Annotated in this window: 12 protein-coding genes; 3 read left to right on the top strand and 9 right to left on the bottom strand. The window is 54.1% G+C overall.

What is annotated here, in order from left to right; all coding sequences use genetic code 11:
- Positions 1-18 precede the first annotated feature (18 nt).
- From Q9245_RS14210 to pta, 3 genes are read left to right on the top strand one after another with little or no spacing between them, the layout of a single operon-like run.
- Complete coding sequence (locus tag Q9245_RS14210) at positions 19-2,436, top strand: EAL domain-containing protein (RefSeq protein WP_305897800.1); 2,418 nt, start codon at positions 19-21, stop codon at positions 2,434-2,436.
- A gap of 20 nt (positions 2,437-2,456) precedes the next feature.
- A complete protein-coding gene (locus Q9245_RS14205) occupies positions 2,457-3,641 on the top strand; it encodes an acetate/propionate family kinase (RefSeq protein WP_305897799.1) in 1,185 nt (394 codons plus the stop codon).
- A 28-nt stretch (positions 3,642-3,669) separates the two neighbouring features.
- Positions 3,670-5,823, top strand: a complete 2,154-nt coding sequence (pta, locus tag Q9245_RS14200) for a phosphate acetyltransferase (RefSeq protein WP_305897798.1) — start codon at positions 3,670-3,672, stop codon at positions 5,821-5,823.
- 31 nt (positions 5,824-5,854) lie between these two features.
- Here the strand turns inward: pta and der are convergent, their stop codons facing one another.
- The 9 genes from der to ndk form a co-directional block, all read right to left on the bottom strand.
- Positions 5,855-7,276 carry a ribosome biogenesis GTPase Der gene (gene der / locus Q9245_RS14195; protein ID WP_305897797.1) on the bottom strand — a complete coding sequence of 474 codons (1,422 nt, stop codon included), beginning with the start codon at positions 7,274-7,276 and terminating at the stop codon, positions 5,855-5,857.
- Between the two features lie 60 nt (positions 7,277-7,336).
- A complete protein-coding gene (bamB, locus tag Q9245_RS14190) occupies positions 7,337-8,506 on the bottom strand; it encodes an outer membrane protein assembly factor BamB (RefSeq protein ID WP_305897796.1) in 1,170 nt (389 codons plus the stop codon).
- A complete protein-coding gene (locus tag Q9245_RS14185; RefSeq protein ID WP_305897795.1) occupies positions 8,506-9,159 on the bottom strand; it encodes a tetratricopeptide repeat protein in 654 nt (217 codons plus the stop codon). Before Q9245_RS14185 ends, bamB begins: the two co-directional genes overlap by 1 nt.
- Before the next feature lie 48 nt (positions 9,160-9,207).
- Complete coding sequence (gene hisS, locus Q9245_RS14180) at positions 9,208-10,482, bottom strand: histidine--tRNA ligase (protein WP_305897794.1); 1,275 nt, start codon at positions 10,480-10,482, stop codon at positions 9,208-9,210.
- Between the two features lie 40 nt (positions 10,483-10,522).
- Complete coding sequence (gene ispG, locus Q9245_RS14175) at positions 10,523-11,641, bottom strand: flavodoxin-dependent (E)-4-hydroxy-3-methylbut-2-enyl-diphosphate synthase (RefSeq protein ID WP_371824823.1); 1,119 nt, start codon at positions 11,639-11,641, stop codon at positions 10,523-10,525.
- Positions 11,642-11,675: 34 nt separating this feature from the next.
- Positions 11,676-12,656, bottom strand: coding sequence for a RodZ domain-containing protein (locus tag Q9245_RS14170; protein WP_305897793.1), 981 nt, complete (start codon positions 12,654-12,656; stop codon positions 11,676-11,678).
- Positions 12,646-13,449, bottom strand: coding sequence for a type IV pilus biogenesis/stability protein PilW (gene pilW / locus Q9245_RS14165; protein ID WP_305897792.1), 804 nt, complete (start codon positions 13,447-13,449; stop codon positions 12,646-12,648). The genes Q9245_RS14170 and pilW overlap by 11 nt, the downstream gene beginning before the upstream one ends.
- Before the next feature lie 39 nt (positions 13,450-13,488).
- The gene (gene rlmN, locus Q9245_RS14160; protein WP_305897791.1) at positions 13,489-14,598 is read right to left on the bottom strand and encodes a 23S rRNA (adenine(2503)-C(2))-methyltransferase RlmN; all 1,110 of its coding nucleotides are present in this window, start codon (positions 14,596-14,598) and stop codon (positions 13,489-13,491) included.
- A 62-nt stretch (positions 14,599-14,660) separates the two neighbouring features.
- Positions 14,661-15,089 (bottom strand): nucleoside-diphosphate kinase, encoded by a 429-nt coding sequence (ndk, locus tag Q9245_RS14155; protein WP_199007313.1) that lies wholly within the window; start codon positions 15,087-15,089, stop codon positions 14,661-14,663.
- Between the last annotated feature and the right edge of the window lie 45 nt (positions 15,090-15,134).

The following is a 15,134-nucleotide window of genomic DNA, read 5'->3' as shown; positions in this document are numbered from 1 at the left end:
GGTGACCAAACTAAAAACATGCCCGATATCTCCAGTCGATTAAGACGATTTCGACGCACCTCTCCCCTTTCATTCCGGCTGCTTAGCTGGATACTCATCTTTAGCTCGGCTCTGACACTGCTGGCATCCGGTATCCAGATATACTTTGATTACCGACAAGACCTGAACGATATCGAAGACAGAATGGATGTCATTGAGTCTGGTTACGCATCCAGCCTCACCCGAAGCTTGTGGGCACTGGATCAAAAGCTTTTGCAAACCCAGATGGAAGGCATTCTGAGCCTGCCAGACATATCCCATCTGCGTCTGCGCATCGAACCCGATTCAGAATTGGTCATGGGACATCTCAACAACGGCTCGAAAACGCTCAGCCACAGTTTCGATCTTAACCATCAGGAAGGGGAGCTCTTCAGACTCGGGCGCCTGACCATCACGGCCAGCCTTGATCGCGTGTACGCAGACCTGAAAACAAAGATTGGCGTTACCCTGATTACCCAATTCCTGACTATTTTTGTGGTCTCAATCGTTATCCTGTCCATTTTCCGGCATTTGGTTACCCGTCATTTAACTGCGATGGCCGAGTACACCCGCGATCTATCACTCGATGACCTCAGTCGTCCCTTGCAATTGGACCGCCCGGAGCCCGTAAATCATTTCAAAGATGAGCTTGGCATGGTGACCGATGCCATCAACCAGATGCGAGAGCGACTGAATGAAGACATCGCGCGCCGTGAACACGATGCCGCGGAAATTCTGAAGTTCTCCGAAGCGATAGACCAAAGCCCTTCGTCCGTTCTGATTTGTGATAAAGACTGGCAGATTGAGTACGCGAACCGAAAGTTCCTGCAACTTACCGGACACCGCTCCAAAGACATAAAGAACCAACATCCATCCAGCCTCATCAGCCAAAGTGTGGATGAACGTGAAGCCCAACAACTTTGGCAATCGATACGCCTCCAGGTTCAGCGAGTAGGCGTTTGGCAAGGCGAGGTCAATAGCACTCGATCTAATGGCGAACGTTACTGGGAGCAGCTGGTGATCACACCGATCAAAGGTGCCAATGGCCAAACCACGGGCTACCTCATACTCGGGGAAGACATCAGCATCCGAAAACGCTATGAACAGCAACTGCTCAGGCAAGCGAATTACGATATCCTCACCGGTCTGCCGAACAGAATGCTTGCCCTGGACCGCTTGAAGCTCGCCATTGCACAAGCGCGCCGGGACACAACACAAGTTGGCGTCATGTTTCTCGACCTCGACAATTTCAAGCACATCAACGACACGCTCGGCCATGACGCAGGCGACACCCTGCTGGTGGAGGCAGCCCGAAGAGTATCCAGCTGCCTTCGAGGTACAAGCACGGTTGCAAGGCTGGGCGGTGATGAGTTTCTGGTTATACTCCCCGGCCTGACTGAGCAGAACGATGCCCTGCAGGTTGCTCAGCGTATTTTGCTCACCTTCTCCGCCCCTTTCATGCTTCATGCACAAGAAGTCTTCGTGACAACCAGCATCGGCATCGCCATTTTCCCCAATGATGCCGACACCAGTGGAACACTGCTCCAACACGCCGATGCCGCTATGTATGAAGCCAAGCACCAAGGCAAAAGCTCTTACGCGCTCTTCACTCCGGAAATGACCGAGGTATCCCACGAACGCCTTCACATGGAGTCTCACATGCGAAAGGCGTTAGAGCTGAATGAGTTCCAGTTGGTATTCCAGCCCATTGTCGAGACATCGTCAGGCAAACTGGTCGCCGCCGAAGCGCTGTTGCGATGGAACAATCCTTCGCTCGGCACTGTGATGCCGGATCGTTTCATCCCATTGGCGGAAGAAACAGGGCTTATTATTCCCATCGGTGAGTGGGTGATTCGTGAAGCCTGCAAGGCGGCCCAGTGCTGGCAAGCGTTGACCGGTTACGACATCGGGATTGCCGTGAACGTTTCACCCAGACAGTTCCGGGACCCCGGCTTTACGGATGTGGTACACAAGGCACTGGCTGACAGCCACCTCAAACCCGAGTTGCTCGAACTGGAAATTACCGAACGACTGATTCTGGATAACACCATCGAGACAGCCGACATTCTCCGACAACTTGATGTCGCCGGCATTCGTCTGTCAGTTGATGATTTCGGAACCGGTTACTCGGCGTTGAGCTACCTCAAGACGTATCCCTTCGATACGCTTAAGATTGACAAGTCGTTCGTTCAGGATGTTCTTACCGATACCGACGACCTCGCACTGGTCCGGGCCATCATTAACATGGCCCACAGCTTAGGCTTAAGAGTCATTGCTGAAGGCGTCGAAGACGAAGCACAAACACACTTCCTGAAATCAGAAGATTGTGATTATTCCCAAGGCTACTTTTACAGTCGCCCCCTGCCTGAGCAGGACTTTATCCACTGGCTCGAGAACAATCACCGAGCACATATATAAGCACCAAAACGGCCTTACCCATGGACGAATCAATACTGGTTGTAAACAGCGGCAGCTCCTCTGTGAAGCTCGCACTCTTCGACAAACACCATCAGAAGAAAGCATCAGCGCTGGCCGAAAGGCTAAACCAAGCAGACGCAATTGCTCGCATAAACGGCAGCAATGAGCCGGTTGAACTGCCCGCGCACGCGAATCATCAAAACGCACTCCAAGTGCTGATCGAAACCTTCAGCCAGAAAGAACTGCTCCAAGGTCAGCCGATCGCCATCGGTCATCGCGTTGTTCACGGCGGCGAAACGTTCCGTGAATCCGCGTTGATTGACGCGGGCACCATACAAGCCATCAAAAAGGTTTCGGGTCTTGCCCCACTCCACAACCCAGTGAACCTGGTGGGCATGGATGCCATGCAAGCGTTGTTTCCATCGGTGCCTCAGGTCGCGGTTTTTGACACCGCTTATCATCAAACCCTGCCCGAAAAAGCCTATCGATATGCATTGCCTAAGCACTGCTACGAAGATTGGGGCGTGCGCCGCTACGGTTTTCACGGCACCAGTCATCACTTTATGGTTCAGGAAGCAGCCCGGCTACTGGGAAAGCCTATCGAGAGCACATCGATTATTTCCGCCCACTTGGGGAACGGCTGCAGCATCACCGCCATACAAGACGGTAAAAGCGTCGATACCAGCATGGGTCTAACCCCTCTGGAAGGGCTTGTGATGGGCACGCGCAGCGGTGACGTTGATCCGGGATTGTTCGATTATCTGTCTGGCCGCGGGGTAAGCGCCAGCGAAGTTCACACTATGCTCAACAACGACAGCGGGCTATTGGGCCTATCCGGTCATACCAACGACATGCGCACTCTGTGCGAACTTGCCGAACACGGTGACGAACCCGCGCGATTAGCGATAGATGTATTCTGTTTCAGATTGGCCCGGTATATCGGTGCGATGACTGCGTCCCTCACCCATCTGGATGCCGTAGTCTTCACCGGTGGTATTGGTGAGAACAGCGCACAGGTAAGGCAGGAAACCATCAAACACCTGTCGCTGCTCGGTCTGGCGATCGATCCTGAGCGGAATCAACAGCACGGTAAAAACACCGATCATCGCGTGAGCCATCCCGATTCGCGATTTCCGATTCTCACTATCCCGACCAATGAAGAACTGGTGATCGCCCAAGAGGCCAGCCGACTGGCTGGCATCTGACAACACACGACCGTAATTTGGATACATCATGGCAAAAAGTCTTTTTATTGCGCCAACCTCAATGAACTCAGGGTTGACCTCGGTGTGCCTCGGGCTGCTTAGAGCTTTGGAACAAGAAGGCGTTAGCGTTGGCTTTTACAAGCCCTTTACTCAATCTGTCCACCAGGGCGAGGCCATACACAACGGCGGAAAAAACTCCTCCGTCGCGTTTGTAAGAGCCCACGGCGAACAACAGGTGCCGGACCCTATCCCGTTAAAAGAAGCGCAACAGCTACTGAACCGAGGTAAAGCAGACCTGCTACTGGAGAACGTGGTTGGTGAGTACCAGAAAGTCGCCAAAGACGTCGATGTCGTTATCATCGAAGGGCTCGTGCCAGACAGTGGCGAGACCTACATTGCCCGATTAAACGTAGAGGTAGCACGCAACCTCGGTTCCGAAGTGGTTCTGGTGAGCGCTCCCAAAGACTGCTCAGCCAAGGAGCTCGATGAAGAGCTCGACTTCTCGGCACGGTTATTCGCAGCACCGTCTGACCCCGAAGTGATTGCCGTCATCCTCAATAAAGTGGGCGAGCCGCGCCAATCCCGCCCGGACTTGTCGTTGCATTCGAAGGCTCAAACACCCGAGACCGATTTCCGAACTTCCTGCAACGTCTTTTCATCCAAGCGTTTCCACCTGCTTGGCCAAATCCCGTGGGATCCCCAACTCCTTGCACCGCGCGTATCAGACGTGGCCCGCGAGCTCGGTATAAAGGTATTGCACGAAGGCCAGATGCATCAGCGCCGGGTGCAAAAAGTGTCCGTGTGCGCGCGCACCATTCGCAACATGACAGACATATTGAAGCCCGGCACCCTGCTGGTCACACCGGGCGATCGCGACGATATCATCGTGACCACGGCCGTTGCCGCCCTGAATGGCGTGCCACTTGCCGGCTTGGTGCTAACCGGTGGCTTAATGCCTGATGACAACATTATCGAGCTATGCCGGCGCGCACTCGATACCGGGCTCCCGATCCTGGGCTCGGATAACAACACCTATGAATCTGCAAACAGGCTGGCCGGCCTTTCCCCATCGGTACCTATCGATGACACGGAACGGGTTGAGCAGACTATGGAAGCCATCGCGAAAAACATCGACACCGCCTGGCTTGAAGAGCACCTGAAAGTGGCCCGACAACGTCGGCTGTCGCCTCCAGCCTTCCGTTACCAACTGTCCGAGCGCTCTCGTGCCGCAGATAAACGCATCGTTTTGCCGGAAGGTAGTGAGCCCCGAACCGTCCAGGCAGCCATTGTCTGCCACGAAAGACGCCTTGCTCGCTGCGCGTTGATCGCTGCGCCTCACGAAGTGCAGTCGGTTGCGGATTCTCTGGGTATTCAAATCCCGGACGATATGGAGATTATCGATCCTCAGGCCGTTCGAGAACGCTACATTGAACCTATGGTCGAGCTTCGCAAACACAAGGGACTCACCACGGATCAAGCCGAAGCGCTCCTCGAAGACAACGTGGTTCTCGGCACTATGATGGTGGCCATGGACGAAGCCGACGGACTGGTTTCGGGCGCCATACACACCACGGCCAACACCGTCCGCCCTGCTCTGCAGCTGATCAAGACGCACGATAACGCCAAGGTGGTTTCGTCTGTATTTTTCATGCTGCTGCCGCAACAGGTGCTGGTATACGGCGACTGCGCCATTAACCCTGACCCGAACGCTGAGGAGCTGGCAGACATCGCCATACAGAGCGCCGAGTCGGCAGAAGCTTTCGGGATTGAGCCGGTTGTCGCTATGATCAGTTACAGCACAGGAGAGTCCGGAACCGGACAAGATGTAGAGAAAGTGCGGGAGGCCACACGTATTGCCCGTGAACGCCGGCCAGACCTGCTGATCGACGGCCCTCTTCAGTACGACGCAGCGGTAATCGAGAGCGTGGGCAAATCAAAGGCTCCCGACAGCAAAGTGGCGGGCAAGGCGACTGTATTCGTCTTTCCTGACCTCAACACCGGCAACACAACCTACAAGGCCGTTCAGCGAAGCGCTAACGTGGTCAGTGTAGGCCCGATGTTGCAGGGTTTGAGAAAACCGGTGAACGACCTCTCGCGAGGCGCCCTGGTAGAAGACATTGTCTTCACCATCGCCCTGACAAGTGTTCAGGCGAAACAAGTTGAAGATGCGGGAGCGGCCTGAGCCGCTCGTTGATCAAGCAAAACCCGGCAGATCAGCGTTTGGTGCTTTTCTGCCGGACTCTCTTCACGATACGACCTTTCTTCATATCGTTATCTTTCTTGACTCGCTGCCTCGGCGTAAGGCGATCCACTTTGTTTGCAAAGGGGTTTTCACCGCCACGGAACTCGAAGCGAATGGGTGAGCCAACCACTTTCAACACCTTGCGGAAGGTATTTTCCAGGTAACGCTTATAGGCACCCGGCAAGGAACCAACCTGGTTTCCGTGCACCACAATAACCGGCGGGTTGGACCCACCCTGGTGAGCGTACCGAAGCTTAATGCGTCGGCCATGAACCATGGGCGGCTGGTGCTGGGCAATCGCGTCTTCGAGAATGGCTGTCAGGCGATTCGTTGGCCACTTGGCCATGGATGATTCGTAGCTAGCCTGAACAGACTCGTACATGGTGCCGACACCGGTACCGTGCAATGCAGAAATATAGTACTTGTCTGCGTAATCGAGGAAGTCCAGACGGCGCGCTACCTGCTCTTTGACCTTGGCCCGGTCTTCCGAATCCATGCCATCCCACTTGTTGATCGCAATGACAAGCGAACGGCCAGCATCCAGCACAAAACCGATCAGGTGCAAATCCTGATCGACCAACCCTTCCCGCGCGTCGATCACCAGAATGACTACATGGGCATCATCAATGGCTTGCAACGTTTTGATGATGGAAAACTTCTCAACGACTTCTTTCACGTTCTTACGACGGCGAACACCCGCGGTATCAATCAGGGTGTACTCGTGACCGTGCCGCTCGTACGGGATATAAATGCTGTCACGCGTTGTGCCGGGCATGTCATAAACCACAACCCGTTCTTCTCCGAGCATGCGGTTAACCAGCGTGGACTTGCCCACGTTCGGGCGCCCCACCACGCCGATACGAATCCCCGGATAACGATCCGCACGGTCTTGCTCCGAAGGCTCTTCAGGCTCCGGAAGCAAATGTTCAAGCAAGGACCGGACACCTCGGTTATGGGCAGCTGCAATCATGAAAACCGATTGAAAACCCAACTTGTAGAAGTCAGCTGCTGCCACGTCGGGATCTTGCCCATCGGTTTTATTAACCACCAAATGGGCTTGTTTGTCGGAGCGGCGCAGGTGGTCGGCAATGACCTCATCGCCGGCGGTCAGACCGGCTCGGCCGTCCACCAAAAACAATACGATATCCGCCTCGTCCACGGCCTGAAGGGACTGCTGAGCCATTTCCGAGTCCAAACCGGCCTCTTGGCCTGTGAGCCCACCAGTATCAATAACAATAAACTTTCGATCCTCGTAGAAACCTTCGCCGTACTTCCGATCGCGAGTCAGGCCCGGAAAATCCGCAACCAACGCATCCCGAGTCCGGGTCATTTGGTTAAACAAGGTGGACTTGCCTACGTTTGGGCGTCCTACAAGGGCAATTACTGGGGTCATAATTATCTGCTATACAAAGAAACAAAAACCCGGCCTGAGCCGGGTCATTTCAGCGGGGCTTCAGTCTTCTTGCTCAAGCTTGAGAACCGACATTTTGCCACCGTTACCATAAACCAACAGGTTACCATTACTCAGTACCTGGACAGGTACGCGGATACCGTCACTGTCATACTTCGTTTGGCCAACCAGGCGACCATCGCTCATCTGCAAGACATGCAGATAACCTTCATAGTCTCCGACAACCAGATGTTCACCGGTCACGGCTGGACGCGTCACCTGGCGCCATGCCAAATCACTTTGCACCCAAAGCTCTCGGCGGTCATTACCCCGCAATGCCACAATGTCTCCGTTTGCCACTGCAAGGAAGATATTACCGTTACCTATGGCCGGTGAATAGAAGCTGGATGCTGTGCGGCTCCAGATCTCCTGCCCTGATCGGATGTCGATCAACGCCAGTTTTCCCTGGTAACCGACTACCATAATAGCGGAATCCAGCACCAGTGGCTGGCCGCCAATATCAACCAACCGCTCCAACTCTGTGCGCCCTTGGGCCTGGCCCACCTGATACTGCCACACTGGTTGGCCATTCTCTGCCGTCAAGGCTATCACTCGCCCATTGGCGAACGACGCGATTACAATATCAGCCCCTACCAGAGGTGCTGCAGCTGTGCGCATGGTCAGCACCGGCACTTGCGCCTCATACTGCCAGAGCTGCTCGCCCTTCGCGGTATCGAAACTGATCACTCGCCCATCCGTGGTTTGAACAACCACCAAAGAACCATTGGATTGGGGCGCTGCCAGCACCTCTGTCGGCAAATCGACACGCCAGTTTTCACTGCCGTTTTCACTAGACAACGCAATCAATTCTGCGTCGCGGGTGACTAAGTAAAGCTGTCGCCCGTCGGCACCGGGGCCCGCAAAAACCCGTTCATCGAGCTCTTTCTCCCAAACGACTTTTCCGTCTTCGGCGGCGACAGTAACCACGTGGCCATCCGCAGAAGCCGCGTAGATCACATCTCCCGCATAAAGCGGAGCCAACTGCAGAAACTCGCCGTCGTGCCCGTCGCCAACGGACATTTTCCAAACCCGCTCAAATTCAACAGAGGTTTCAATTTCCGGCACTGGCGCCGGCTGCTCAAACGTGTCGTTGGAACTGCACCCAGCCAGCAACACGGCCAAGGCCGCGCACAATGAAATCAGTCCGAACGGTTTGTTGCGCCCCAAAGGCATCAAGCGCCCTCCCCGACACCAAGGTCAGACAGTTTGAGTTCCAGCAGATCTCCACCACGAGACGGGCCTTGCTCTCTAGCCGTAAGATAAGCTTCTCGAGCTCCTTCCATATCGCCTTTGGCGAGAAGGATGTCGCCTCTCAGCTCGGAAAAAACTGCTGAGAAGGTTTTCGCGTCACTCGCACCATCCAGGGTTTCCAAAGCTCCGTCGTGCTGGCCAGCAGCAAACTGAGCTTGCGCCAGGCGATGACGAATCACCAGCGACAATGCCTTATAGTCAGTCGCTTTTTCCAAAGCCCATTGCAACGATTCGACGGCTGCTTCAGGGTTGTTCTCTACCATCATCTGCTGACGGGCCAACACGAGATTACCGTAAATGGCGTAAGCGCTGCTATCGTGCTCTTCACGCAACGACTCGGCTACAAATTCAACAGTGTTGTTGCTGTCTTCGTCGCCTGTCGAGAATGCTGTCAGCAGCGTTGTAAACTGATTCGCGGCTTCTGCGCGCTCTTGGGCCTGATGGTTTTGCCAAGCCTGCCAACCGAACACGATCGCCAAGGCTGCACCAATACCGATTAGCAGTGAGCTACCGTTCTTTTTCCACCAGTCCTTGATCGCCTGAACCTGTTCTTCCTCGGTGCGTAACTCAGCCATGAAAACTCCTGTTAATTATTAGTTGTTGCCCGTTAATCGGTCGAATTTTTATAGCAGTGGCGCCAGAACATTAGCTAACTCTGACTGCGAGACTTCCTGTTGGGCCTGATCATCCCGCAACGGCTTTAACCCTACGGTGCCATTCGCCACCTCATTTTCGCCAAGAATCACCGCATAGCGAGCACCGCTGCGATCGGCCTTCTTCATCTGGCTTTTGAAACTTCCACCACCGCAATGGGTAATCACCACTTTGCCGGGCAACGCATTTCTCAACGTATTCGCAATCGCCATCGCCGGGGCCACACTCTGCTCACCCATCGCGGTGACATAAACGTCGGCCTGATTATTGACCTCGCCCGGAATCAGGTCGAGAGTTTCCAGAAGCAAAATCAGACGCTCCAGGCCCATCGCAAAGCCGACCGCCACCGTGGGTTTGCCGCCCAACTGCTGAACCAACCCATCGTAACGACCGCCGGCACAGATTGTTCCTTGTGCACCCAGACTTTCGGTAACCCATTCAAACACCGTCTTACCGTAGTAATCGAGGCCACGAACCAGCGCCGGATTAACGGTATAAGCCACACCTGCGGCATCCAGCAATGCTTTGAGCTGTTCAAAGTGAGCCACAGACTCTTCGTCCAGGTACTCACCCAAGCTCGGCGCATTCTCGAGCAACTTGCGAGTATTCGGGTCTTTGCTGTCCAGAATTCGAAGCGGGTTGGTGGTTAAACGGCGCTTGCTGTCTTCATCCAGCTCATCATGATACTGCTCGAGATAGCTGACCAATGCTTCCCGGTATACTTTTCGGGCTTCGCTGGTACCGATGGAGTTAATCTCGAGGCGAGCATGTGCCGTCAAGCCAAACTCATCCCATAAGCGAGCCGTCAACATCAACAGCTCAGCGTCGATGTCCGGACCCGCCATGCCGAAACACTCTACGCCAATCTGATGGAACTGGCGGTAACGGCCTTTCTGCGGGCGTTCATGACGGAACATCGGGCCGGTGTACCACAGGCGGCGCGTCTGATTGAACAGCAAACCATGCTCTTCAGCAGCACGCACGCAACCTGCTGTGCCCTCGGGGCGGAGGGTCAGGCTGTCACCGTTGCGATCCTCGAAGGTATACATTTCTTTTTCGACAATGTCGGTGACTTCGCCGATGGATCGCTTGAAAAGATCGGTCTGCTCCACAATCGGCATGCGTATTTCCTGATAGCCGTATTGGGAAAGCACTTTGCGAACCGTTGATTCAACGTACTGCCAGACAGGTGTCTGGTCCGGAAGAATGTCATTCATCCCCCGGATTGCCTGAATTTTAGCCAATGTAAAACCCTGATTGCTTCTTTAAATAAGTGTTTGGAGATCAGTCTTCGGACTTAGCGATCAACAACGAGTCCTGCTCTTCGCGACGAGCAATCTCTTCTCGAATCAACCGTTCCAAGTCATCCGTCAGCGTTTCATTGACCAACTTTTGGTTTGGCTTTCCGTGAAGATAAAACAGATTCTTCGGCGAACCACCGGTCAAACCGATGTCTGCTTCGCGAGCTTCGCCCGGACCATTAACGATGCAGCCGATGATTGCCACATCCAACGAGCGGTTCACGTCTTCCAACCGCGCTTCCAAATCGTTCATGGTCTGAATCACATCGAAGTTCTGTCTGGAACAGCTCGGGCACGCAATAAAGTTAATACCGTGGCTGCGCAAGCGCAGACTTTTCAGGATATCAAAGCCGACTTTGATCTCTTGAACCGGATCAGCTGCCAGCGATACACGTATCGTGTCGCCAATGCCGTCCATCAACAACATGCCCAAACCGATAGAAGATTTCACCGTACCTGAACGGAACCCGCCGGCTTCAGTGATGCCGAGATGCAAAGGCTGCTCAATTTGTTCTGCAATCAAGCGGTAGGCCGCGACCGTCATAAACACTTCAGACGCCTTCAAACTTACCTTGAAATCCTGAAAATCGTGTCGGTCCAGAATATCAATGTGGCGCATGGCGGATTCAACCAACGCCTCGGGCGTGGGCTCGCCGTACTTACGCTGCAGCGCTTTTTCGAGAGAGCCCGCATTGACGCCGATACGAATGGGAATATTGCGATCTTTGGCGGCATTGATCACAGCGCTCACTCGATCGTCACGGCCGATATTCCCCGGGTTGATCCGCAAACAGTCAACACCAAGCTCAGCAACCCGAAGTGCGATTTTATGATCGAAATGGATATCCGCAACCAACGGCACCGAAACCTGCTTGCGAATTTGACCGAAGGCTTCTGCGGCTTCCATAGACGGCACGGAGACCCGAACGATATCTGCGCCGGCCTCCTGAATGGCGTTAATTTGCCCTACCGTCGCAGCGACATCGCAGGTATTGGTGTTGGTCATGCTTTGAACCGCGATAGGTGCATCGCCACCTACGGGCACATCACCAACCATGATCTGCCGGGATTTACGTCTTTTGATCGGGGAATCTTGTTTCATTGACAGGAACCAACACTATATCCGGACGTTTAATTCAGGGTTCGAGTGTGAACTCTGACCGATTGTTCACAACGCGAAAGTTACCCTTGTCGAGTATTTCATTTTGGAACTGGATAACTTCCACTGCACTCATAGCACCGACAACCACGTTCAATGGTGGTGTGCCGCGCACATCTAATTTATCACCCTGTCGGCGTAATCCACTAGCGAGACGCTCACCTGTGGCATCGGTAACTTTTATCCAGCAGTCACCACGAAAGGTCATCTCGAGCCGCCCCGCAGAGGAAACCGCCGCGGCCTGGTCAACATCGGGTGTCTGAGCCGGCTCTAGCGGCGCCTGCAATGGTTCAACGGGATCAGTCGAATCGGCCGACACCGCAGGCTCCCCGGCACTGCTCTGTAGGCCAGCGTCTTCAGCCAACGGCTCTGCCGCGTCTGAAGTATCCGTCGCCGCCACCTCTTCGGCAGGCTCATCAATCAGCATTTCATTGGCGGGTTCTGCCGCAAGCGGTTCCGGCAAACGATCACTCACCTCGGTTTCGTCATTCATCGTAGTTTCAGCCGAAGGTGCAGCACGATCATCGATAGCCTTTTCTTTCTGCGTCACGAAATACAAAGCGATAGACACCACCACACCGATCAACAAAAGCCATAAGATGGCCTTGGCGACTCGCTGTTTCCGTTTCTTACGGCGCTCGATATCAACCAACGGGTTAGCTTGCAACGCTTCTTCACGACGCTTTCGGGCCGGAGCCAATTCAACATCAAGATCACGTATCACCGAGTCGGCATTCAAACCCACCTGGCGGGCATAGGCCCTGACATAGCCTTTCAGAAACAACTCGGTGTCAATCTTTTCGTAATCTCCGGCTTCGATAGCCTGAACAACCGAAGGCCGTAGATGCTGCTGCTCGGCAATCGCCGACACGGAAAGGCCTTTCGCTTCCCGTGCCCGTTTTAACTGTTGGCCAACAGGCTCCGCAGGCGTGTAATTTTCCGGCTTTTCACTGACCATTCGCAACCAGCACCTTATATTGTTGGTATTCATCTGACTCAGCGAATTCGTTTTTCAGCAAGAGGGCCAAACTGGCCTCTTGATCACGATCCTGAAAATGTCGCGCAATCCGAATACCTGTATACAAACTCTCTGCAGAATGCACCAATCTGGGCGTGTTCTGAATCATGACCTGAAGGCGGGAGTAATAACGCGAAGCGGCCGAGTAATCACCCTGCTCCACCAAGACACGCGCCAACGATAGCAGAGTACGCGCCTCGCCACGGGTCAACTCTACCGCCCGGCGATATGCCTGTTCGGCTTGTTTGAGATCGCCAAGCTTTTCCTGCGTCATGCCCAGGTTGTAAAAAACACCACCCCGGTCTTTGTAGGCAGTATCTTCAGACGCTTTCGCGAATTGCGCCCCGGCTTTGTCATATTCGCCCTGACTGTATAGAAACGCACCGTAATACACCCTGCCGCGAGTGTATTTGCCATCGGCAGAAACGGCATCTTTGAAACTTTGCTCGGACAGCCGCTCGTCCCCTTCAGCGCTATAAACCAACCCCATAGTCGCTAATGCGGGTGCATAGTCGTCATCGATTTCAAACGCGCGCTCAAGGTGATGCCGCGCACGCGTCAGATTTCCCTGAGCAATATACCGGGAAGCCAGTTTGACGTAATTCTCAAGGGCTTTTTCGCGGTCGGCTTCACGGGTAAACCGGCTGTCTGTAGTGGTTACGCAACCTGAAACAAGCAATCCCAAAACCAGTAAGGAAAGAGCGGCCAGTTTTACGGCTGTGTTCTTAACCATCTACAAACACCTTCTGTTGTGACTGACACCCCGTTCCGATCACGGGTTCACTTGTTGCACGGCGATATAACGCTGACTGCGCTTGGTCCGGTCTTCCACAAGACCAACCAGCTGGCCACAGGCGGCATCAATATCATCACCGCGCGGTGTGCGCACCGTGGTCACGTACCCCGCCTCAGTCAGTGCATTCTGGAACCGCCTTGTGGCGTTCATGCTCGGGCGTTCGAAATCGCTTTCCGGAAACGGATTAAACGGAATCAGGTTGATCTTGCACGGCAACCCTTTCAAGACAACCGCCAGCTCTTTCGCATGTTCCAGCTTGTCGTTGACGCCTTGGATGACCGTGTATTCGATGGTCGCCTTCCGCTTATCCGGCAACCTGGCAAGATAACGGCGGGTGGCGGCCAACAACTCCGAAATCGGGTACTTTTTATTCAGCGGAACCAACTGGTTACGCAGCTCATCATTAGGCGCATGCAATGAGATGGCCAGTGAAACATCGGTAACCTCACCCAGTCGATCCAGTGCAGGAACCACTCCGGATGTACTCAGCGTGACACGGCGTTTGGAAATCCCGTACGCGAGATCTTCCATCATCAGGTTCATGGCATCGACAACGTTGTCAAAATTGAGCAGCGGCTCTCCCATGCCCATCATGACAACGTTTGTAATCGGTCGGCTACTTGGTTCATAAGGCATGAACGCCTTGCGGGCGACCCAAACCTGGCCAATGATCTCAGCAGCGGTGAGATTTCGGTTGAATCCACGCTTACCGGTCGAGCAGAAGGTGCAATCAAGGCTGCATCCGATCTGAGAGGACACACACAGCGTGCCCCTTTCACCGTCGGGGATCAGAACGGTTTCGACATTATTGCCGTTGTCCATTCGCATGACCCATTTACGGGTGCCGTCTTTGGAGGTTTCGTCATAAACCACCTCCGGACCACGAACCTCAGCAATTTCCTTGAGTTTCTCACGCAGAGCCACGCTCATATTGGTCATTTGATCGAAGTCATCAACGCCACGCTGATGAATCCACTGCAGGACCTGCTGCGCACGAAACTTCTTTTCGCCCAGAGTCTCGAAGAAGGCCTCGAGCTTCGCTTTTGGCAGTCCGAGAAGATTGGTTTTTTCAGCAGGGGCAGTCATGGCATAACCTCGATCAGATAACCAATTCAGGAGTGACACCCGTCACCCCTGAACAAACAACTTTAGCCGCGCGGGCAGATTTCGTTGTCGTTAAAGAAGTATGCCACTTCGCGCTCCGCAGAAGCTGCAGAGTCGGAGCCGTGAACGGCGTTGGCATCAATAGATGAAGCGAAATCAGCACGGATGGTGCCGGCTTCAGCTTCTTTCGGGTTGGTAGCACCCATCAGATCACGGTTCTTCAGGATGGCGCCTTCGCCTTCCAGAGCCTGAACAACGACAGGACCAGAGGTCATGAACGCTACCAGGTCGTTGAAGAAAGGACGCTCTTTGTGCTCGGCGTAGAAACCTTCAGCTTGCTCCTGGGTCAGGTGCATCATCTTGGCGGCTACGATTTGCAGGCCAGCTTTCTCGAAACGGCTGTAGATTTCGCCGATTACGTTTTTGGCTACCGCGTCGGGCTTGATGATAGAGAGCGTGCGCTCGTTTGCCATGTCATTTCTCCAGTCTGGTTAGGGGTAAAAATCAGGGCGTAGATT

This window comes from Marinobacter sp. MDS2 (assembly GCF_030718085.1).
GTDB lineage: Bacteria > Pseudomonadota > Gammaproteobacteria > Pseudomonadales > Oleiphilaceae > Marinobacter.
Note: the sequence above shows the minus strand (reverse complement) of the source record. Positions and strands in the feature narration are given on the sequence as shown.